Origin of the sequence: Humidesulfovibrio sp., from assembly GCF_031082295.1 — a bacterium.
Lineage (GTDB): Bacteria > Desulfobacterota > Desulfovibrionia > Desulfovibrionales > Desulfovibrionaceae > Humidesulfovibrio.
This window is the reverse complement of record NZ_JAVHLD010000008.1, coordinates 93,931-114,052: the sequence shown is the minus strand read 5'-3', so window position 1 is coordinate 114,052 and position 20,122 is coordinate 93,931. Positions and strand designations below refer to the sequence as shown.

General features: G+C 67.3%; 16 protein-coding genes and 1 riboswitch. Of the genes, 4 read left to right on the top strand and 12 right to left on the bottom strand.

All coding sequences use genetic code 11. From position 1 onward, the window contains the following. The first annotated feature begins 224 nt into the window (after positions 1-224). On the top strand, positions 225-2,708 hold the full coding sequence (locus RDU24_RS06765; RefSeq protein WP_308734987.1) for an ATP-binding protein: 2,484 nt from the start codon (positions 225-227) through the stop codon (positions 2,706-2,708). A gap of 18 nt (positions 2,709-2,726) precedes the next feature. Here RDU24_RS06765 and RDU24_RS06760 read toward each other — a convergent pair whose 3' ends face one another. From RDU24_RS06760 to RDU24_RS06715, 10 genes are all read right to left on the bottom strand, one after another. Then, a complete protein-coding gene (locus RDU24_RS06760; RefSeq protein ID WP_308734986.1) occupies positions 2,727-3,932 on the bottom strand; it encodes an acyltransferase family protein in 1,206 nt (401 codons plus the stop codon). Between the two features lie 23 nt (positions 3,933-3,955). Further along, a complete protein-coding gene (locus tag RDU24_RS06755; protein ID WP_308734985.1) occupies positions 3,956-5,389 on the bottom strand; it encodes an AcvB/VirJ family lysyl-phosphatidylglycerol hydrolase in 1,434 nt (477 codons plus the stop codon). Further along, positions 5,386-7,941, bottom strand: coding sequence for a bifunctional lysylphosphatidylglycerol flippase/synthetase MprF (mprF, locus tag RDU24_RS06750; protein ID WP_308734984.1), 2,556 nt, complete (start codon positions 7,939-7,941; stop codon positions 5,386-5,388). Before mprF ends, RDU24_RS06755 begins: the two co-directional genes overlap by 4 nt. A 161-nt stretch (positions 7,942-8,102) precedes the next feature. After that, positions 8,103-8,819, bottom strand: coding sequence for a DUF3431 domain-containing protein (locus RDU24_RS06745; protein WP_308734983.1), 717 nt, complete (start codon positions 8,817-8,819; stop codon positions 8,103-8,105). Further along, the gene (locus RDU24_RS06740) at positions 8,809-9,573 is read right to left on the bottom strand and encodes a LarC family nickel insertion protein (RefSeq protein ID WP_308734982.1); all 765 of its coding nucleotides are present in this window, start codon (positions 9,571-9,573) and stop codon (positions 8,809-8,811) included. Before RDU24_RS06740 ends, RDU24_RS06745 begins: the two co-directional genes overlap by 11 nt. Before the next feature lie 6 nt (positions 9,574-9,579). Then, complete coding sequence (larB, locus tag RDU24_RS06735) at positions 9,580-10,332, bottom strand: nickel pincer cofactor biosynthesis protein LarB (protein WP_308734981.1); 753 nt, start codon at positions 10,330-10,332, stop codon at positions 9,580-9,582. Next, entirely contained in the window at positions 10,329-11,144 is an 816-nt protein-coding gene (locus tag RDU24_RS06730) for an asparagine synthase-related protein (RefSeq protein WP_308734980.1), read from the bottom strand. Before RDU24_RS06730 ends, larB begins: the two co-directional genes overlap by 4 nt. A gap of 44 nt (positions 11,145-11,188) precedes the next feature. Then, entirely contained in the window at positions 11,189-12,634 is a 1,446-nt protein-coding gene (locus RDU24_RS06725; protein WP_308734979.1) for an MATE family efflux transporter, read from the bottom strand. Positions 12,635-12,638: 4 nt separating this feature from the next. Then, entirely contained in the window at positions 12,639-13,955 is a 1,317-nt protein-coding gene (locus RDU24_RS06720; RefSeq protein WP_308734978.1) for an NAD(P)/FAD-dependent oxidoreductase, read from the bottom strand. 228 nt (positions 13,956-14,183) lie between these two features. Then, entirely contained in the window at positions 14,184-15,320 is a 1,137-nt protein-coding gene (locus RDU24_RS06715; protein WP_308734977.1) for an SGNH/GDSL hydrolase family protein, read from the bottom strand. Positions 15,321-15,449: 129 nt separating this feature from the next. On the opposite strand from RDU24_RS06715, the gene RDU24_RS06710 reads away from it, so the two are divergent. Continuing rightward, positions 15,450-16,211: an exodeoxyribonuclease III gene (locus tag RDU24_RS06710; protein ID WP_308734976.1), complete on the top strand. Its 762-nt coding sequence runs from the start codon at positions 15,450-15,452 to the stop codon at positions 16,209-16,211. Positions 16,212-16,262: 51 nt separating this feature from the next. Here the strand turns inward: RDU24_RS06710 and uxx1 are convergent, their stop codons facing one another. Continuing rightward, the gene (gene uxx1, locus RDU24_RS06705) at positions 16,263-16,481 is read right to left on the bottom strand and encodes a UXX-star selenoprotein family 1 (RefSeq protein ID WP_308734975.1); all 219 of its coding nucleotides are present in this window, start codon (positions 16,479-16,481) and stop codon (positions 16,263-16,265) included. A 4-nt stretch (positions 16,482-16,485) separates the two neighbouring features. Continuing rightward, positions 16,486-17,379 (bottom strand): hypothetical protein, encoded by an 894-nt coding sequence (locus RDU24_RS06700; RefSeq protein ID WP_308734974.1) that lies wholly within the window; start codon positions 17,377-17,379, stop codon positions 16,486-16,488. Positions 17,380-17,525: 146 nt separating this feature from the next. On the opposite strand from RDU24_RS06700, the gene RDU24_RS06695 reads away from it, so the two are divergent. Both RDU24_RS06695 and RDU24_RS06690 read left to right on the top strand, forming a co-directional pair. Next, positions 17,526-18,281 (top strand): DUF4197 domain-containing protein, encoded by a 756-nt coding sequence (locus RDU24_RS06695; RefSeq protein WP_308734973.1) that lies wholly within the window; start codon positions 17,526-17,528, stop codon positions 18,279-18,281. Between the two features lie 178 nt (positions 18,282-18,459). After that, a riboswitch (ZMP/ZTP riboswitch) is annotated at positions 18,460-18,541 on the top strand. A gap of 58 nt (positions 18,542-18,599) precedes the next feature. Continuing rightward, positions 18,600-19,802 carry a benzoate/H(+) symporter BenE family transporter gene (locus RDU24_RS06690; protein ID WP_308734972.1) on the top strand — a complete coding sequence of 401 codons (1,203 nt, stop codon included), beginning with the start codon at positions 18,600-18,602 and terminating at the stop codon, positions 19,800-19,802. The last annotated feature ends 320 nt before the right edge of the window (positions 19,803-20,122 follow it).

Genomic DNA, 20,122 nt, shown 5'->3' with positions numbered 1-20,122 from the left:
GCGGTGGCGGCGGCGGACGCGGCAAATAGCAGCTATTTCTTTCGCCCAGGCTCCGCGCGGCCAGCCCTGATCAGAGCAGGCAGTGTTAAGTAGGCGTCGTTCAATGGATGTATTGAGCGACGCCGCGAGTCTTGTCGCCAAGGCTTTGGCTATGCTATACAAAAGGAGATCCTGAACGGATGCTGTTTTTGGACCACCAATTCGAGCCCGGAAAGTCGAGCCCAATGCCGAAGCCGTCTCAACGAACCAGCCCCGGCACTTCCGCGCCTCGCGCCACAAATGGCCGCGGCGGCGATGTTTCCTTGCGCCTGGCGCGGGGTCTGGCGGCCTGTTCTGACATGCTGCACGGGGCCAAGCGCAACGGCGGCAGTCTGGCTCGGGCGCTCGGAGCCCTGGTCCGCAAGGGCGGGCTGACCCGCGCGGCGGTCTTTCTGAACCACGACGACCCTGAGCGCGGTCTGGCCTTGAGCCTCCTTGCGGAGGCCCAGGGCAACGGCACCCCGCCTCTGGCATATCCCCCCCTGGGGCAGCAGGTCGGCTACGCCACCCTCGGCCTTGGCCGGTTGGCCCAGGACCTGTTCAAGGGCAACGCCCTGCACGGCACGAGCGACGATTTTCCCGCATCCGAAAGGCCTTTTCTGGAGCAGGACGGCCCCACGTCCACCGCGCTTCTGCCCATGCGACACGACGGGGCCTGGCTGGGCTTCGTGCGCGTCGACGCTGCCGTCTCGCGCCGCTGGACCCTGGAGGACATGGCGCTCTTGCGGGTGCTGGCCGATCTCCTGGGAGGCCGAGTGGGCAGGGAGCGCGCCGAGGCGACCCTCCTGGCCGGAGCCCAGGCGCTGCGGGGCATGGTGGAGAACATGCCGGTGCTCGTCGTGGCCTTCGACGCCCACGGCGAGATTGTGTTCTGGAACCGCGAGTGCGAGCGGGTCTCGGGCTACAGCGCCCTTGAGGTGCTGCATGACCGTGCGACCCCGGAGCGGCTCTTCCCGGACGAAGCCTTCCGGCGCAGCCTGCGCGGCCGGGGCCAGGACCACCGCGACCTGGAAAGCCGCCTGAGCTGCAAGGACGGGAGCGAGCGCATCATCGCCTGGTCCGACATCTCCCGCCAGTATCCGCTGCCGGGCTGGAAGGCCTGGCGCATCGGCGTGGACATGAGCCAGCGCCTGCTGGTGGAGCAGGCAGTGATTCAGGCCAAGCAGGAATGGGAGAGCACTTTCGACTCAGTGCCTGACCCCATCCTCATCCTGGATGGGGAGATGCGCGTGCGGCGGCTCAACATGGCTCTGGGCAGCCGCCTGGGCGTGCATCCGCGCAGCCTGGTGGGCAAGTTTCTGGTGGAGGTGGCCGAGGAGGCCGGTGACAACCATGTCACCGAGCGCATTCTGGCCCTGGCCAACTGCGCGTTCTGCTCCTCCGAGGAGCTGACGATCCCCCGCTGGGGCGGGCATTTCCTGGTGGCCGTGTCGCCCTTTCACAAGCACGACGCCGGACGCGTCGGCACCATCGTGGTGGCCCACGACATATCTCGCTGGAAGGAGCTGGAGCGCCAGCTTGAGCAGTCGCGCCGCCTGGAGGCCCTGGGCACCTTGGCCGGGGGCATCGCACACGACTTCAACAACATCCTTGGCGTCATGCTGGGCTACGCGGAGATGCTTGAGGTGGCGTTGAGCGGCGGCCCCCAGGAGCGCCGCGTGGAGGAGATCCTGCGCGCCGGGACACGCGCCAAGGAACTCATCGCCCAGATCCTGACCTTCAGCCGCCAGGGCGAGGGCACCCCCGTGCCCCTGCGCCTGACGCCGCTCGTGAAGGAGGTGCTCCAGCACCTGCTGGTGACCATGCCGCAGGGCATCAGTGTGCGCCGCCGCTTTGACAGCGCGTCGGACATGGTGCTGGGCGACCCGTCCCTTGTGCACCAGGTGGTGCTCAACCTGTGCACCAACGCCGTGCAAGCCATGGGCGACACCGGCGGCATCCTGGAGGTCGCCGTGGACGAGCTGTACCTGGGCGTGGACCGGGCGCCGGACCTCTCGACCCTGGAGCCGGGAACCTATGTGCGTCTGCGCGTGCGCGACACCGGACCAGGCATCCCGGCGGCCATTGTGGAGCGCATCTTCGATCCATTCTTCACCACCAAGCGCCCGGGCGAAGGCTCGGGCATGGGCCTGGCTGTGGTGCATGGCATCGTGCACAAGCTCGGCGGGTTGATCGGCGTGGAGAGCGTGCCAGGGCTGGGCACCACCATGCGCGTGCTGCTGCCGCGCGCGCGGACTGCGGTGGAGCTTGCGCCCCCCCAGTCCGTGGCCATGGGCGGTGGACAGGCGAGCGTCCTGCTGGTGGACGATGAGGCTTCGCTGCTTTCGGTCTGGCGCGAGGCCTTGACCGGACTTGGGTACGAGGTCACCACCGCGGGCAGCGGCGAGGAGGCTCTGACCATTTTTGCCGCGAACCCCGACACCTTCGACCTCGTCCTGACGGATCAGATCATGCCGGGCCTTTCCGGCACGGATTTTGTGGGCGGGGTGCGGGCGCTGCGGCCAGGATTGCCGGTGATCGTGTGGACGGGGTTCAGCGACACCGCCGCGCGGGAGGCCGCAGCGGGCCTTGGCGTGTTCGAAATCTTGTCCAAGCCTGTGCGCCAGGCCGATCTTGTCCAGTGCATGGAGCGCGCCCTCAAGGCCAGCCAGGGCGGAGAGGGCGCCTAGCCCAGCTCCGGCGCAGTCCTAAAGCGCCTGCTTCAGCAGTGGCAGGCGGCGCAGCACGAAGTGCGTCAGCGGGAAGGTCAGGGCTATACCGAGCACCGTCACGGCAAGGAACGACTCCAGCGGCCCAAGTCCGGTTCCGGCAAGCGCGTACTGCAGCAGCGTCACCACTGGCACATGGAAGACGTAGACCGCGAAGGCGTTGTCGGACAGGATCTTCATCAGCCTCGTCTGTTCGGGGAAGCGTTCCCTGGTCAGGGTCAAGAGGCCCGCGCAGAAGCCCACGCAGAGCAACGCCTCCCACGACGCGCGGTTCACCGCGCCGATGGCGACGCCGCCGTTCCACATCGTGATGTCGAGCCCCGCGCCGCGCGCCATCCAGATGATGACGCAGGCCGCGCCGATGCCGAGCCACGTCCAGCCCACGCAGGCCGGGAAGCGCCCGAACCAGTTGCGCCTCGCCGCCACGATGCCCAGAACGAACATGGTCACGTACTGCGGCAAATGCGCGAACTCGATCTCCCAGACGGCCAGGAGCACCTTCCAGTCGTCCACGCTCCACCAGATGCGGATGAGATATGTCGTCGCCGCGAGCCAGAGGGTCAGCCCGGCCAGGGCAAGGTGCGCGGTGCGCGGGGCGATGGGCGCTGTCGGGCGCGTGGCGGGGGCGGTGTCACGCCCGCCAGCCAGCAGCCGGTACAGGGCGTACACGCCGCCGTAAATGAAAAGGTTCTCGATGAACCAGAGGTGGATGAACTCCAGGTGGATGCCTGGGTCGCCGGGCCAGCCCGCGGGGCGGTCGGCGAGGCCCAGGTACACGCCTTTGAAGAAGTCCCAATAGGGAATGGCGGGCAGGTGCTTGAACAGCACTTCATGGAAGTAGATGAAGATGGGGGTGATGCCCAGGACCATGAGCGCGGCGGGCACGCCAAAGCGCCACAGGCGGTCCAGCACGAAGCGTCCCGGCCCCTTGCGGTCCACGCTGCCGGGGTGGAAATATCCGGCCATGAGGAAGAACAGGCCCATGAAGAAGGCCTCGTTGACGCCGAAGAACAGCCCGATCCAGTGGGAGCGCGAAGGCGATTGGAACAGCCACCAGCCCTCGCTGCCGTAGGGCTGGCCAGCGTGGTGCGCCACCACGAGCATGGACAGGAAGATGCGTACGTTGTCGATGTACGCCAGGCGTCCGGCCGGGCGGCCGGCAGCGGGAACTTGGGTTGCGCTCAAGACGTGCTCCTCGCTGGTGCGCCCTATTTCTGGGCGGGAATGCCCGCCCCATGCAGAATTGCCAGGGCGATCTGCCCATATTCCTTGTTGAAATGATGCCCGCCCGGCAGGACCAGGCTCTTGACGTTGGGGGCCTGGTAGTTCTGGCACAGGGTGCCTTCCTCCTCGCTGCCGCAGATGAGCAGCACCGGCGTCTTTTCAAGCTTGGGCATCTCCGGGATCATGGCGTGGCCCTCGGGCCTGTTCTCTTCCGTCAGCCAGTTGGACAGGCGGAACTCGAACTCGGTGTGCGTGCCGGGGCCGAGCATGGCCACCAGGGCCAGTTTCTCGCGCGTGGGCTGGCTCATGCGTCCGGCCATGAAGGGCATGACGTCCGCACCGATGGAGTAGCCCACCACGATGAAGCGTTCTGCGCCCCATTTGGCGGCGTAGTGCTTCAGCGTACGCTCCAGGTCGCGCGCCATTTCGTCGGCCTCGCGCTTGGTCCAGAAATACTTGAGCGAGTTGAAGCCCACCACGTTGACGCCATGCTGGGCCATGATGTCGCCGATCTGTTGGTCGATGCCTGCCCAGCCGCCGTCTCCGGTGACGATGACCGCCAGCACCTTGCCGGGATGCTCCGCCGGAACCTCCACCAGGGGCAGGTCGCTGGCGTCGGCCTGGGCGCCGTTTTTGTCGGCGGAGGACGTGGCCGGGGCCATGGCGTTCAGGGTCTCCAGAAAGGCGGTGCGCCACTGGCTCGGGTCGGCAAGGCTGTGCCCGACATTCTCAAGCTCGACCACGCGCGCGCCTGGCACCTTGCTGGCAAAGGCACGCGCCGCATCCGGGCTGAAGGTCTCGTCCTTGGCCCCCTGCAGGAGCGCCAGCGTGCCGAAAGGTTTCTCCACCGGCAGCAGGATGATGCCCGGAGTGGCGCCCGGAGCTGTGTCGAACTTGAGGCCGTTGGCCGCGCAGAAGGGTTTGCCGAGGGCCATGCGCGGCGAGAAGCCCAGGGTGATGGCCCCGGCGAAGGTGTCCTTCGGGGCCTGGGCATAAGTGGCGTAGGCCACGCCAGCGCCCTCGCCAAAGCCTGCCAGCACGGGCAGGTGGTAGCCTTTGAACTCCAGCGTCTTCTGCACGATCTTGCTTAAGCCCTCGAACTCCCAGGCCTGGTAGAAGCAGCCGGAGTTCTTGGCGCGCAGGGGGCCGACGAGGCGGTCGGTGTCGATGCCGACAACGGTGGCGTCCATGTCCGCCATGGTGCGCGCGGCGCGATCCATGGACGGGTTCCAGGCGCCCTCGGACAATAGCAGCACGGTGCGGCTGGGCTCGGCGGTGTTGCGGTAGATGAGCACCTCTCCGAACACGCCGAAGCTGAGCCTTTCCGGGGCCTTCTCGGGCTTGGCGCAGGCGGTGGCAGCGAGGCATAAGGCAAGCAGCAGCAAGGCCACGGTGGATGCGAAGGCGGATCGTTTCATTTGGTCATGACTCCACGCACACCGCCCGAGACGAGGGTGGCGATGTTGGCGAGCACGCGCGGCGGCACAGTGCCGCCTGGGCAAGCCAGGTATTTGGATTCCCACACGGGATCGAACTTGTCCTTGAAACGGCGCAGTCCCTGGAAATTGTAGAGCGTGCCGCCGTAGCTGTACAGCAGCCCGCCCAGGCGCGTCCAGGTGGGCGCCAGGAAATGCCGCTCCAGGCCGGAGAAGGGCGCCATGCCCAGGTTGAACCACTGGTAGCCCTGCTCGCGTCCCCAGAGCATGAGCATGATGTAGAGGTACTCCATGACGCTGGGGGGGGCTTCCGGGGAGTAGCGCATGAGGTCGACGGACAGCTCCTCGCGTCCCTCGCACTCCCACAGATTGGCGAAGGCCACGATGCGGCCCTCCCGGCGCACCACCGCCATGGCGCAGTCGCTCAAGTACTTCACGTCGAAGAAGCCAAGGGAGAATTTCTTCTCCCGCGCGTTCTTGGAGGCCAGCCAGGCGTCGGAAACGGCGCGCAGTTCCGGCATGAGGGGGCCGACCTCGGCGGCGGGCACCAACTCGAACACGCAACCTTCCTTTTCCACCATGTTGCGCGTGTAGCGCAGGCCCTTGCGCGCCTGTCCGGCCAGGGAGAACTCCGGCAGGAAGACGCGCGCCTCCTCGCCGATCTTCACGATGGTCAGGCCCAGGTCGAGGTAGAGTCCCAGGTTGGCCTTGCCAGCCTGATAGAAGGCGGTCCATCCGGCGTAGAGGTCCACCATTTCACGGAAACGCCAGGCCAGTTCCGCGCGGACAGCGGGCGGGCCGACCGGATCGCCCATGCAGACCCAGCTGCGGCCGGCCATGGCGTACATGAGAAAACCGGCGCCGTCCTTGCTCAGCAGGAAGCTCTTGTCGCGCAGCATGGCCAGGTGGGCGAAGGTGTCCGGCGACTTGGACACCAGGGTCCGAACGATCTGCATGTCGCCCTCGCAGACGGGCGCGTAGCGCGGCCGGGCAGAGCGCATGAGCCGCAGCACGGCCACGAAGACCACGCCCACAAGGATGCCCACGGTGGCGCGCATGAAGCGGCTGGCCTCGTCCTCGAAGGTGAAGACCCACCACAGTTCGCGGTCCAGGGCGTCGTCTCCGTAGGCCATGAGGCCAAGAAGGACGGAACAGCCCAGCGCCAGCACGATGGCGGTGATCCAGCCGAAGGTGAAGCCCTCTGACAGCAGCGAAGCCTTGCGGTAGAAGAACTTGTGGCAGGGCAGCAGCGCCAGCAGCAGCACCGTGAGGAAGAAGGCTTCCTCGTAGTCCAGGCCCTTCAGCAGGCTGGCGATGATGCCCATGAACAGCACCATTGCGGTGACGTAATAGGCTGCGTCCAGGCGCTTGTGCAGGCCGCGCGCCAGGATGAGCAGCCCAAGGCCGGCCAGGCTGCCCAGGAAGTGCGAGGCCTCCAGCACGCTTAGCGGCAGGAAGTTCTGCAGCCAGTCCAGGCGCGAGGACACGGAGGGCGTGGCGCCGGAGAAGAGCAGTAGCGCTCCGGCCAGGAAGGTGGTCACGGCCAGGGCGCGCGGGGCCACCACGGGCAGCCAGTCGCCCAGGAACCCCAGGATGCCCTTGAGCGTGTTCCTGGCGGCGATGGTCTCGCGGACCCCTAGGAGCGCGCTGGCCACGGCCAGGGGCGCGGCATAGTACACGACGCGGTAGGCCACCAGCGCGGCGAAGAGCGTGGGCGCCGGGATGCGCGGCGTCAAAAGGAAGATCAGGCAGGACTCGAAGACGCCGAGGCCGCCGGGCACCTGGCTGATGAGGCCGGCGATCTGTCCCAGCAGGAAGGCTCCCAGCACCAGCGGGAAGGTCACGTTGGCCCAGGGCGGCAGCAGGGCGTAGAACACCGCCGCGGCCAGCGCCCAGTCAAGCGAGGCGATGACCACCTGGACGAAGGCGCTCCTGAATTCCGGCAGGATCAGCTCGAATTTACCGATGCGCCAGGTGGACTCCTTTCTGGACGCGGCCAGCAGGTAGATGGCTGGCGGCAGGAGCAGGATGAAGCCCAGGGGGCGGGTGGTGTGGAAGGGCAGCGTGACCCAGTCCGGCAGGGGCAGGGGCTGCACGGTGAAGATGATGCCGCCGATGGAGAACAGCCCCAGCCACAAGGTCAGCGTGGTGAAGACCACGATCTTGGCGATTTCCGCTGCGGAGAGGCCCCAGGAGCTGTACAGCCGGTAGCGCACGGAACTTCCGGCCAGGGTGGAGAGGCCGATGGTGTTGCTGAACGCGTTTCCGGCAAAGGAGGCGAAGGCCGCCCGCGCGTGTGACAGGGGGTGCCCGATGTAGCGCAGGGCCAGGATGTCGTAGCCCGCAAGCACGGCGAAGTTCACCGCCGTGAGCCCGAAGGCCAGGAGCAGGTCGCGCTCGGTCTCCTGGGCCAGGGTGTCCAGGATCTCCTGGAGGCCGTGTCCGGAAAGCTGCGCCGAGAGAACCCAGGCAGCCGCAGCGAGCAGGACAAGGGCCAGTGCAGGCCCGAGAAATGGCTTAAGCCGCTTCAGCATTCAATTCATCCCGCCAGTGGGGGGCGGCCGGTCTGGTCCTGCCGTATTGGTGATGTGTGCGCCCTGAAGCCTGAATACTGCCTGCAACGCCAGAGGAAACGTTTGATGCCAAGGCGAAGCCTTGGCCAACTAGAAATTATACTTTGCGAGGTGCATGCTCGTCAAATGCTGAGTGGCCCGGTGGCGGTGGAATCCGCCCCAAAATCGGCACCGGAAAAGATGACCTGCCACAGGCGCTCAAAGGCATGCCCGGTGTTGTCCGCGTCGTCCGGGTCGGCCAGCACGAGGTCGAGGGCGCGCTGGTAGAAGGCCTGCGGCCGGGCCAGGATGCGATCGGAGCGCACAAGCATGTTGCCGGTGGAGGCCCGGGCGATGAACTCTCTGGGGGCGGGCGCAGAGAACAGCGCCTCGAAGGTCTTGCCCACGGGAATGTCCTTGCCCCAGCCTTTCCACCGCCCCTCCTTGGCCGGGTCGGCAAGATCATGGGGGCGGCCCAGGCCGTCGCAGCGGAGCCGGAACCAGGCCAGCCCGGCAAAGGGCGTGTCCTTGGCCGCCAGTTCCAACAGCCGCTGGCGCAGGCCCTCGGGCGTCGCCGTGGGCTCCTCGGGCGGGGCCAGGTGCGCGAAGGGGTTGCCTTGCACAAAAGCCGTGAAGCGCGGCAGCCGGTCGTAGCGGGCCAGGATGTGCGTCAGGTACGTGTGCGCCTCGCGCCCCAGGTTGGGCAGGGCGATGACCGTCGCCTCCTGCGGCAGGGTGGCCGGGTCGAGCTCGGGCCCCTTGTTGTAGACCACGCAGGGCAGGCCGACCTCGCGCAGCCACGAGAGGTCCTCGCGGTAGCGCGCCACGACAAGCTGCACGTCCGTCCCGCTATTCGTCATGTCCGTGGCAGCCACAGCATTCCTCGTCTTCCAGGCCGTCGTCTATAAGGTACGCGCGCAGGAAGGTGGGGTAGGGTCCGGTTGAGTAGGTGCCGGAGCCGTAGCCCACGGCCAGCACGCTGCCCAGCGGCAGCGGCCCGTAGGATTCGGCCATGGTTTTGACCAGGCACAGGCCTGTGGGCGTGGCCAGTTCCATGCCGGAGTCGGTGGCGAAGGTGCGCATGCCCTTGGCCAGCTCGGCACAGGCAGGCGCCGGCACCGGGAAGCGCCCGTGCGAGAACTCCACGAACCCGGAGCCCAGGTTCACCGGCGAGGCCACCACCCTGTCCGCGCCGCTGGCCTCCGCCAGCAGGATCGCGCCCAGCACGTCGACCACGGTGTCCACCGCGCCGACCTCATGGAAATGGATGTGCTCCAGCGGCTCGTTGTGCACCGTCGCCTCGGCGATGGCCAGCCGCGTCAGGGCCTCCAGGCCGCCCTCCTTGACGCGTTCGGGCAGGGGCGCGGCGCCCACGACCCGGGTCAGGTCGGACAGGTGGCGCAAGGGCTGCGGGGTTTTCTCCAGCACTTCCACCCGCCGGGTGCGGATGCCCTGGACCATCTGCTCGGAAAAACGCACGGACACGCCGGAAAGCCCGAGGGCGGCCACGGCCTCGGACAGGAGCTGCGGGCCGTCCTCGACCATATCGCTCAGCGCCGCCAAAAGCATGTCGCCGGACACGCCCAGGGCGCATTCAAGGTACAGGGTCTTCACTGGTTGCTATCCTTTGCTTGCGGCCACGCATTGGGCGTTGATGACGTGGGCCATGTATCCGGCCCCGAAGCCGTTGTCGATGTTGACCACGGTGACCCCTGGCGCGCAGGAGTTGAGCATGGTCAACAGCGCGGCCAGGCCGCCGAAGCTGGCGCCGTAGCCCACGCTTGTGGGCACCGCGATGACCGGCGCGGCCACGGCCCCGCCCACCACCGACGGCAGCGCGCCGTCCATGCCCGCCACGGCCACCACGGCCCGGGCGTCCAGAAAGTCGTCCAGCACGGAGAGGAAGCGGTGGATGCCCGCCACGCCGCAGTCGAAGTGGCGCACCACGCGGCTGCCCAGGTGTTCGGCCACGCGGGCGGCCTCCTCGGCCACGGGCAGGTCCGCCGTGCCCGCGCTGACCACGATGACCTTTCCCACCAGCTCCACGTCCTCGCGTTTGATGCTCAGCACGCGCGAGAGCGGGTCGTAGTCGGCCCCGGGCAGGTTCCGCACGGCCTCGAAATGGGCGGCGTCGGCGCGGGTGCCGAGCACCCGGCCGTTGGCCTGGGCCAGCTCCTGGAAGATGTGCGCCACGTGCTCCGGGGTCTTGCCCTGGCAGAAGACCACCTCGGGCTGGCCTTTTCTCAGCAGGCGGTGGTGGTCCAGCCGGGCGAACCCGGCGTCCGTGTAGCTGTGACCGGTCAATTGGCGCTTGATTTCCTCGGCCGTGACCCGGCCCTGGCGGAAATCCTCAAGCAGTGCGTCCACGTTCACGTGCGTTCTCCAAGCTGAAAGGATGAAAATCCGATGAATCTGGCCCGTTCTTCCAGCCGCGCGGCCAGGCTCTGCGCCAGCAGGAGCTGCGCCGGGCGCACCAAAAGCCGCACCCCGTCCGCGCCGTTTTTCGCGCCGTTTTCCGAGCCGGGCGAAAGCCGCGCGCGCAGGTCCTCGAGTCCCAACTCGCGCGCCGTGCGTTCAAAGGCCTCGATGCAGGTGAGGCGCTTGAAGGTCAGCTCATGCCCCTCGGGCACGCGCGTGGCCAGGCAGGAATTGGACGGGTCCTCGGCGTTGGGCAGCCCGACCATCCGCGCCAACTCGCGCACCTCGGCCTTGGTGATGCCGCAGGCCGCCAGCGGCGACTGCGCCCCGGCCTCGGCCACGGCACGCCTGCCGGGACGCGCCGGGTCGTCGTCGGCGTTGGTGCCTTCGGCAAGCGCCGCGTCCGTTCTGAAATGGTCTGCCGCCGCCTGGCGGATCTCCGCCAGGACATGGCGCTTGCACAAATAGCAGCGCTCTGCCGTGTTGGCGCGCAGGTCCGCATCGGCCAGGGCGGAGATGCCGCGCACAAGCACGTGCGCGCCTCGCTCGCGGCCCAGGAACGCCGCCAGCCTGTCGGCCCGGTCGCGTTCCGCAGAGCAGACGAACTCCGAACGCACGGTGACGCCCACGGCGTTGCGGCCCAGGGCCGAGCTGGCCGCCCAGAGCACGAGCGAGCTGTCCACCCCGCCGGAAAAGGCCACGGCCACCGGGCGTTCTGTGCCGGTGGCGCGGAAAGAGTCGATGAGGCTGGCGAGTCGTGCGTCCATGTGTCGTGTCCCGTGTCCTACCTGTGCCATGACCTCTGGCGCTGTCAAGGACAAGCGCTGCCGTCGGGGCTGGGCGTCTGCTCGATGACTTCGATGCGCCGCCATTTTCCGCTGCGGAAGCGCCAGGCGAAGGACCCTGCCAGGGTGGCGATGTAGGCCGTCAGGCAGAGCCACGGGCCGTGGATGCCGCCGGTGCCGGTGTCGACGAGGAGCCAGACCGGCAGGATAAGTAAGCCCACACTTGCGGTGAGCATGGTCAGCATGACGAAACGGGTATCGCCCGCGCCCTTGAGCGAGCCGAAATACACGATGGAAACGCCGTCGATGAGGCTGTAGAGCGCCACGTAGCGCAGCAGCACCACGCCCGTGTCCTTGATGGCGGCAAAGTCCGGGGTGCCGGGCAGCGGGGCCACGCCCGGGGTGGTTTCGAAGAGGTCCAGCAGCGGGCCTGGCAGCAGCACGAAGATCAGGCCCACGGCCCACATCCAGCCCAGCGACAGGCGCAGGATGTTGCCGGTGGCGCGTTCGGCGATGTCCGGGCGCTTCTGGCCCTGGCTGCGGCCCACCAGGATGCTGGCGGCGATGGACATGCCGATGATGGGCAGATAGGTCAGCGAGTTGATGGAAAAGGCGATGTTGGTGGCCGAGAGCGCCACCAGCCCCAGGCGGCCCACCAGCAGCGAGAACCCGGTGAGGGCCAGGATGTCGAGGAAGAACTGGACGCCCGCGGGCGCGCCGATGCGCATGAGCCGGGCAAGCATCTCAAGGTCCGGGCGCGGCATGGAGGCGATCTTGTGGTGCGCCCTGGCCTCGGGCGAGCGCACGATGAGCGCGATGAACAGCAGGCAGGTGATGGCGCTGCCCGCCACCGTGGCCATGGCCGCGCCCCGCAGGCCGAGTTCCGGCGCGCCCCATTTGCCGAAGATGAGCGCGTAGTCCAGCGGGATGTTCAGCGCCGCCCCCGCAAGGTTCACCAGCATCACCGGCACGGTCCTCTCCAGCCCGGAAAAATACGACGAGAGCGTGGTGGACAGGATCATGAAGCCCCCGCCCAGGGTGAGGATGAAGAAGTAGTCGACCTCAAGGGCGCGCACCGTTTCCGAGTGCCCGGCCCAGGTGAACAGCGGCCCGCCAAGAAAGGCCAGCCCGGCCAGGATGAACGCCGAGGCAAGGCTGAACCACACGCCCTGCCACAGCGCCGGGCCGACGCGCTCCGGGCGGCAGGCCCCGGCATATTGTGCCACCAGCACGCTGACGCAGCTGGCCACGCCCATGAAGAAACCCAGGAACATGAAGGAGGTGATGCCCGCGGGCACCGAGGCGGCGATCTCGGCCACGCTGTGGCGGCCCAGGAACACGCGGTCGGTGAACTGCATGAGGGTCATGCTGCCCATGCTGACCATGAGCGGCGTGCCGATGGCCAGCGCTTCGCGCATGCCGCCGGGGCCGTTCCAGCGCTCGGCCCAGTCGTTCGCCCATTTCGAGGGCATGGCGCTACACCGCCTGCCCGGCCGCGAAGCCGGAGGCCCAGGCCCAGTGCAGGTTGAAGCCGCCCAGCTCGCCCGCCACGTCCAGGGCCTCGCCGATGGCGAACAGGCCGGGCAGCTTGCGGCACTCGAAGGTCTTGGGCGAGAACTGCGCGGTGTCGAGCCCGCCGCTGGCGGCTTCGGCCCGGGCCATGCCCAGGGTGCCGGAGGGAGTCACGCTCCAGCCGTGCACGAGGTCGGCCAGGGCCGCCATCTGGGCCTTGGACAGCTCGGCGCACTTGCGCTCGGGCAGGGCGGCCAGGTCTGGCGGCAGTTGCGCCAGCAGGGCATCGGCCAGCCTGCGCGGCAAAAGGCCCGACAGCACCGTGCGCGCCAGGTGCCTGCCGTGGGCCGGGTCGCGCAGGAGCTGGCGCAGGTCCGATTGGGGCGCAAGGTCGATGGTCAGCGCCGTGCCCTTGCGCCAGTGCGACGAGAGCTGCAGCGCCGCCGGGCCGGACAGACCCTGGTGCGTGAACAGCAGGCCATCAGTGTAGGACTTGCCGAGGCAGGAAAGCGTGGCGGTGACGGACAGGCCTGAGAGCTCGCGGCACAGGGTGAGCATGGCTCCGGTGCAGGCGAAGGGCGTCAGCGCGGGCCGGGCCGGGACGTGGGTCAGGCCCAAGGCCCCGGCCAGGCGCGCTGTGGCGTCCGTGCCGCCAAGGGCGGGCCAGGCAGGGCTGCCCAGGGCCAGCACCACGCGCGGGGCGTCCAGCGGCCCCTTGTCGGTGTCGACGAGAAAACCGTGCTCCGCCGGGGTCACGGCCTCCACGCGGCGGTTCAGCAGGAAGCGGCACCCTGCCTTGCGGCAGGCGCCTTCCAGGGCGTCGGTGAGCGGCGTCGCGCCCTGGTCGCAGAACATCCGCCCGAAGTCCTCCTCGCTGGCCGTGAGGCCGAGCCCGCCGAGCTCCGCCAGGAAATCGCGCGGGGTGTAGCGCTTCAGCGCCTGGGTTGTGAACTTCGGGTTGGCCGAGAGGTAGTGCGCGGGCGAGGCGTCCATGTTGGTGCAGTTGCAACGCCCACCGCCAGAGGCGCGCAGCTTGCGTGCCGTGATCTCCGAAGCGTCCACCAGGGTCACGCGGCGGCCCCTGCGGGCTGCTGTGAGGGCGCAGAAGAGCCCGGCGGGGCCGGCCCCCAGGACGAGGACATCGAGATGCCGGGCGGCCGTGAAGTCTGTGTGGGATTTTTGCTGGGGCATGGCGCGGTTGTAGGGGAAGGGGGCCGGGAACACAAGGCGCGCGCAGGGGCGTTCCCTCTTCCCATCCGCCGCGGACTGTGCTAGGCACATGGCTGGAGCGCGGCTCCGAAAACTTCAAGAGGGGTGGGTCATGGATTTCACTTTCTTTTTTGCCGGATTGTTCAGCGTCATCGCGGCCCTTGTGGTCATCAAGAAGACGACCCCGAACGGACACCACTAGGCCCTGAGCCTCGCGCAGCCCGTTCGCTCACGTTTCCTCGCCGGTCCTTCGGGGCGGTGGGGAGCGCGCCTTTTCGGCCCGCTTCGGCGGGCCTTTTTTTATTGTGGCGTCGGGGTGGTCCAGCCCAGCTCGCGCAGCTTTACGGCCACGACGCGAGCGGCCAGGGCGTGGGCATGGGCGTTCCAGTGTCCGTCGGTCTTGAAGGCAAAGGCCCGGTGATGCTGGCGGAAGTCCTCGGCAAAGGCCGGGTGCAGGTCCAAAAAGGCGATGCCCAGGAGCGAGGCCTCCTCCGCAGCCATGGCGTTCAGGCTCAGCGCCCCGGAGCCGTAGTCCATGCTGTCAGGAGAGCCCGCCTCAATCGGGCCGCGCACCCCGTCCATGACCAGCAGCAGTTTGGCGCCTGCCTGGGCTGCCTCCGCGGCCAACCGTCCGAAGAGGTAGCGCGTGGCTCGGCGGTCCAGGGGCTCGCGCCCGGCCAGGGCGCTGATGTCGATGTTGGCCTGGTGCCTGACGGCCTTGCCTCGGGGCAGCAGAAGCTCCCGCAGGGTTTCGAAGCGCGCCTGTCGCCCGTATGCAAGGTAGCGCCAGGTGGCGCTGTGGTTGCGGACCAGCGAGAGCAGCCCCTGGCGGTATGGCTCGGGCGGGAGCTCCGCGATGGAGCCGTCCTGTCCCAGGTTCAGGCGCAGAAAGCTCTTTGTGTACATGCCCGGCACGTTGCGCCAGGATTCGTCGAAATCGTTGTGTATGAGCAGCACCACGAGCACGTCCGGCCTGGAGGGAAGGACGGCCTTGCGGGCCATGTGCAGGTATTGGGACAGCGGCGCGCCGCTGACGCCGTAGCGGAAGACCTCGGCGTCCGCGCCAAGCTCCCGCTCCATATTCTCGGCGATGCTGGCGTCCGGGGGAACCTGCAGGGCCTCCACATAGGAGTCGCCGATCACGCCGATGCGTAGCCGGCCGGGAGTGTGCGCCTGCGGGTAGTCCGCGCGGGCCGAGTTCCAGCCCTGGGCGTTGATGGCGAAAGGCGCGCGCACGTCTTCCTGGCCGAAGGGGGCGCTCCAGTAAACGCCGCGCTGGCCCGGTTCGTGCCGCAGCACATCGTCGATGAAGGCGGGCGCCGGGATGTCCGGGGCCGGGGCGACGAAACGGAAGAAGAGCTCCAAACCAAGCAGAAGCACAAGGAGACTGGCTGGAACGAGCAGGAGGCTTGCGAGCAGATCGGAGCGTTTGGACATGGAACCTCTGGGTGGCGTCGCCCGGGGAGCTTGCGCTCCCGGCCCGTCACCCTGTAATTGGAGGCAGCGACTTGGGCGAACTATACGGAAGACAAGGGCCGCGGGCAAGACTTCGGCCACGGGGGGTACATGCGCATCATCTCATGGAACGTCAACGGCTACCGGGCCGTTTTGCAGAAGGGCTTCGCGGACTGGCTGGCCTCCTGCGGGGCGGATGTGGTCATGCTGCAGGAGACCAAGGCCGAGCCCGAGCAGATAACCGAGGCCGAGCGCAGCCTGGCGGGTTATGACACCCTGTGGAACTGGTCCAAGGGCAGGAAGGGCTACTCCGGCACGGCCTGCTTTTTCAAGACCGAGCCCCAGGCCCATGCCTTTGGCCTGGACGACCCGCGCTACCGTGGGGAGGGCCGCGTCATCCACATGGAATATCCGGACTTCCACCTGTTCAATATATATTTTCCCAACGGCCAGAAGGATGAGGACCGCCTGAACTACAAGCTCGGCTTTTACGACGCCTTCCTGGCCCAGGCCGAGGTGTTGCGCAAGAACAAGCCCATCGTGGTGGGCGGCGACTTCAATACCGCCCATACCGAGATCGACCTGAAGAACCCCAAGGCCAACGCGAAGACCTCGGGCTTTTTGCCCATCGAGCGGGCCTGGCTCGACAAGTTCATCGCGCACGGCTACGTGGACACCTTCCGGCTCTTCGAGCCCGGCCCGAACCACTACTCGTGGTGGAGCTACCGCTACAACGCCCGCAAGAACAACGCCGGTTGGCGCATAGACTACTTCTTCGTGTCCGATGAGCTGAGGGAGCGGGTGAAGCGCGCCTGGATCGAACCGCACGTGCAGGGCTCGGACCACTGCCCCGTCGGCGTGGAGATCGTCTAGGTCCGGTGGTTTTGGCAGGAGCCAGGCGCACGGCCCGGCGCGTCAGACGTGTCAGGCCCCGCGCTTGAAGCCGATCTCCACCGTTCCGTCCTTCACGATGACCGGGATGCGCCGCACCCCGCCGGAGAGCGCGAGCATTTCCTCAAGCCGCGGCGGATCGGCGATGACATCAAGAAAAACGGCCCCGGGCCAGGCGTCGCGGGCACGCTTGGTGTGCGGGCAGCCGTCCTTGCCGTAGATGCGGATGCTGGCGGGAGTGTCTTGGGCCATGCCCCTAGATGGTCTTGAGCAGGCTTGAAGTCAAGCCGTTGATGACCTTGCTGGAGACCTTGTTGCCGTAGTAGATCTTGAAGGCGCTTTCCTTGGACTTGATGGCGGCCTGCACCTCGTCCTGCTCCAGCGTGCCGTTCTTGTCCGTGTCCAGCACCGTGAAGGCGTCGGCCTCCAGGCCGGCCTCCGCGCTCGACAGGGCGCCGTTCCCATCGGCATCCTTGGACTCGACGTAGCTTGTCGCGGCCTTGGCCGTGTAAGTATACGTGGTCGTGGATGTCGATGTGGTCTTGGGGTTTTCGAGCAGGCTGGCCAGCGTCTTGGACACGCTGCTGCTGGTTCCGTTCTTTTCGTAGAACGTCTCGACGGCGCTTTCCTGCCCAACCAGGCCCGCGCGTATCTCGTCGGCGTCGAGCTTGCCGTCGTTGTTGGTGTCCAGCCTCTTGAAGGTCGCCTGGGAAAGCCCTGCCTCCGCGCTGGTGAGGGTGTCGCTCCCGTCCTTGTCGTTCTCTTTGATGAACTTGGCGGAAGCCAGATTGGCGTAAGTGCCCGCGAGAGAGCTTGAGGAGTTGCCGAGCAGCTTTGCAGTGGGGTCAAGCGTGTTGGTCCCGGCCTTTTTGTTCTTGTAGTAGGCGGCGATGGCGGCGTCCTGGCCCTTGAGGCCCGCCTTCATCTCCTTGCTGTCTATCTTGCCGTTTTTGTCCGCATCAAGCTTGTCGAAGGCTTCCTGGGACAAGCTGACCTCGTCGCTCGTGAGGCACCTGTCCTTGTTCTTGTCATTGTCCTTGATGTACTTGGTGGCGGCCAGATTGGAATAGGTCCCCTCGGGCAGGCCCTGGGTGGTTTCGCCGTTGGCGTACATGTACTGAAGGTTCGCCAGCTTGGGGTTGACGCGCATAATTTTCCCTCCTGGGTTCTTGGGCCGAATCGTGCAGAATCCGGGCCAGAACGCGCAGGCGGCAGAAAGCTCCCTTGCCACCCCCGGCGCTGCGGGCTATGTTCAGGGTTGAAGTCCTCAACCCTCTACATAACGCGGAGCCTGTCATGAAACGAGCGATGGTCCTGGCCCTGGCGCTGAGCGTGTTCTCCACCCCGGCCCTGGCTGGCTGGGCGGACGTGCTGGACAAGGTGCAGTCACAGATGCCGGTTGCCACCTCCGGCTCTTCGACTTCTTCCGGCGGCATCGCCTCAAGCCTGTCGGAGTTGGACGCCAGCAAGGGGCTCAAGGAAGCCTTGGCCAAGGGCACCCAGAAGGCTGTGGCCTCGCTCGGCAAGAGCGACGGCTTTTTCGGCAACCAGGCCGTGAAGATCCTGTTGCCCGAGTCCTTGCAGAAATTGGAGACGCCCCTGCGCCTGGCCGGGCAGGGCAAGCTTGTGGATGACCTGGTGCTGGCCATGAACCGCGCCGCCGAGAAGGCCGTGCCCCAGGCCGCGGGCATCCTGGGCGATGCCGTGAAGAACATGAGCGTGCAGGATGCCAAGGGCATCCTCTCCGGGCCGGAGGACTCCGCCACGCAGTACTTCCGCAAGTCCAGCGGCGCCAAGATCGGTGAGATGATGCAGCCCATCATCACCAAGGCCATGGACAGCGTGGGCGTGGGCAAGGCCTTCAACAAGCTTGCCGCCAACCCCATCGCGGCGGGCCTGGCCCAGAACTACGGCCTGGACCTGAACGGCTACATCAACGCCAAGGCCCAGGACGGCCTGTTCGCGCTCATCGCCCAGGAAGAGAAGAGCATCCGCGAGAACCCGGCCGCACGCACCACGGAAATTCTGAAGAAGGTGTTCGGCGGGCGCTAGAAATCAAAAGGGCGGCCCGGACATCAGCCCGGGCCGCCCTGTCCTTTCTCCTGAATCCTACCAGTAAAGGCCGGTGACGGGCACGTCCACGCCTTCAAGGTCCAGCCCCAACAGTTCCTCTGCGTATGGCAAAGAGCTTGACGCCAGGGGTCTGCAGGGCTAAATCTCAAACCTCACAATCGCCCTGCGCAACTGGCGAAACGTGGAATGAACCACGAGGAAGCGTGGGGTGCCCTCTGCCGCTCGCCTGGGCTGCATTCCGGCAACCGGAATGTATCACCGACACCCTCCTGACAAGGAGGCCCATCGGAGGCGCCCATGCGACACATCACCCTGGCCACCACCGCAACCATTTCCGACCTGCGTCGGGATTTCTCGCTTTCCGCCGCAACGGCGGGACTCATCGCCGTCATGGTGTCCTACGGCGGCCCTGCCGCCATCATCTTTCAGGCCGCGGCCAAGGCCGGGCTCACTCCCGGGCAGCTCACCAGCTGGATCTGGGCAGTGTCCATCGGCTCCGGCCTGGCCGGCCTGGTCTTGAGCCTGCGCTACCGCGTGCCCGTCATCGTGGCCTGGTCCACGCCGGGCGCAGCCCTGCTCGCCGCTGGCTGGGCCGCCTATCCCTACCCCGAAGCCATCGGCGCCTTCCTGCTGGCCGGAATCGGCATTACCGTGTTCGGGGCCACGGGCCTGTTCTCCACCCTCATGGAGCGCATTCCGCGCGCAGTGGTGGCGGCCATGCTGGCGGGCATCCTGTTCCGCTTCGGCGTGGACGTGTTCACCTCGCTTCGCGGGGCGCCCATGCTGGTCGCACCCATGCTTGGCTGCTACCTGATCATGAAACGATTTTCCCCGCGCTACGCCATCCTGACCACCCTTTGCGCCGGGCTGGCCGCCTCCGCCGCCCTCGGGCTGCTGCACCTGGGCGGCTTGGACGCCTCCCTGGCCAGCCCCGAGATCACCAGTCCCCGCTTCAGCCTCGGCGCGCTCATCGGCCTCGGCGTGCCGCTCTTCCTGGTCACCATGACCGGCCAGAACGCCACAGGCCTGGGCGTGCTGCGCACCGCCGGCTACAAGACTCCGGGCGGGCCGCTCGTGGCCATCACCGGAGCGCTCTCGGCCCTGCTCGCGCCCTTCGGCTCCCACGGCATCAACCTCGCGGCCATCACCGCCGCCATCTGCACCGGCCCGGAAGCCCACGGCGATCCGGACCGGCGCTACATCGCGGGCGTCGCCTGCGGCCTGACCTACCTCGTGGTCGGCATCTTCGGTGCCACCCTCGTCGGCCTCTTCGCGGCCCTGCCAGCGCCCCTGCTGGCGACCATCTCCGGGCTGGCGCTCTTCGGGGCGCTCATGGCCGGACTGACCCAGGCCATGGACGACGAGCCCCGGCGCGAAGCCGCGCTCGTGACCTTCCTCGTCACCGTGTCCGGCATCACCCTCTGGGGCATCGGCTCGGCGTTCTGGGGGCTCGTTGGCGGCGTGCTCGCCAACTCGGCCTTGACCATGCGCAAGGGGTAGGCCAGCCACGGGGAGAGCCTCCGGCGGCCTGGGGCCTGAGGCCCATCTATGCTGTCGACAGCCGTAAGATTCGCGGAAGACCGCTCATCGTAACGGCTGACGCCCGGACCCCCCAGCGGGGCTGGGCAGGGGTGGCGGCTGGGCTAGGCTGGGCGAAGGCAATGCGCGCGGTTGGCCCCGTTTCTTGAGAGGAAAGACAAGACGAGACGGCTGGCAGGCTGATTTTCTTAAAATGACTCTTTTGAAGCCAAGTCGATAGATCAGAATAAAGACACCCTCTCGTGGCTGCCCCCCTGAAAGCCGAAAGGGCTGTTTCAGGT

Bases quoted from the DNA above. Each gene is read 5' to 3' on its own strand.
- RDU24_RS06765 (WP_308734987.1), top strand. From the start codon at position 225: ATGCCGAAGCCGTCTCAACGAACCAGCCCCGGCACTTCCGCGCCTCGC.
- RDU24_RS06755 (WP_308734985.1), bottom strand. From the start codon at position 5,389: ATGAAACGATCCGCCTTCGCATCCACCGTGGCCTTGCTGCTGCTTGCC.
- mprF (WP_308734984.1), bottom strand. From the start codon at position 7,941: ATGCTGAAGCGGCTTAAGCCATTTCTCGGGCCTGCACTGGCCCTTGTC.
- RDU24_RS06745 (WP_308734983.1), bottom strand. From the start codon at position 8,819: ATGACGAATAGCGGGACGGACGTGCAGCTTGTCGTGGCGCGCTACCGC.
- RDU24_RS06730 (WP_308734980.1), bottom strand. From the start codon at position 11,144: ATGGACGCACGACTCGCCAGCCTCATCGACTCTTTCCGCGCCACCGGC.
- RDU24_RS06725 (WP_308734979.1), bottom strand. From the start codon at position 12,634: ATGCCCTCGAAATGGGCGAACGACTGGGCCGAGCGCTGGAACGGCCCC.
- RDU24_RS06720 (WP_308734978.1), bottom strand. From the start codon at position 13,955: ATGTGCCTAGCACAGTCCGCGGCGGATGGGAAGAGGGAACGCCCCTGC.
- RDU24_RS06715 (WP_308734977.1), bottom strand. From the start codon at position 15,320: ATGTCCAAACGCTCCGATCTGCTCGCAAGCCTCCTGCTCGTTCCAGCC.
- RDU24_RS06710 (WP_308734976.1), top strand. From the start codon at position 15,450: ATGCGCATCATCTCATGGAACGTCAACGGCTACCGGGCCGTTTTGCAG.
- uxx1 (WP_308734975.1), bottom strand. From the start codon at position 16,481: ATGGCCCAAGACACTCCCGCCAGCATCCGCATCTACGGCAAGGACGGC.
- RDU24_RS06700 (WP_308734974.1), bottom strand. From the start codon at position 17,379: ATGCGCGTCAACCCCAAGCTGGCGAACCTTCAGTACATGTACGCCAAC.
- RDU24_RS06695 (WP_308734973.1), top strand. From the start codon at position 17,526: ATGAAACGAGCGATGGTCCTGGCCCTGGCGCTGAGCGTGTTCTCCACC.
- RDU24_RS06690 (WP_308734972.1), top strand. From the start codon at position 18,600: ATGCGACACATCACCCTGGCCACCACCGCAACCATTTCCGACCTGCGT.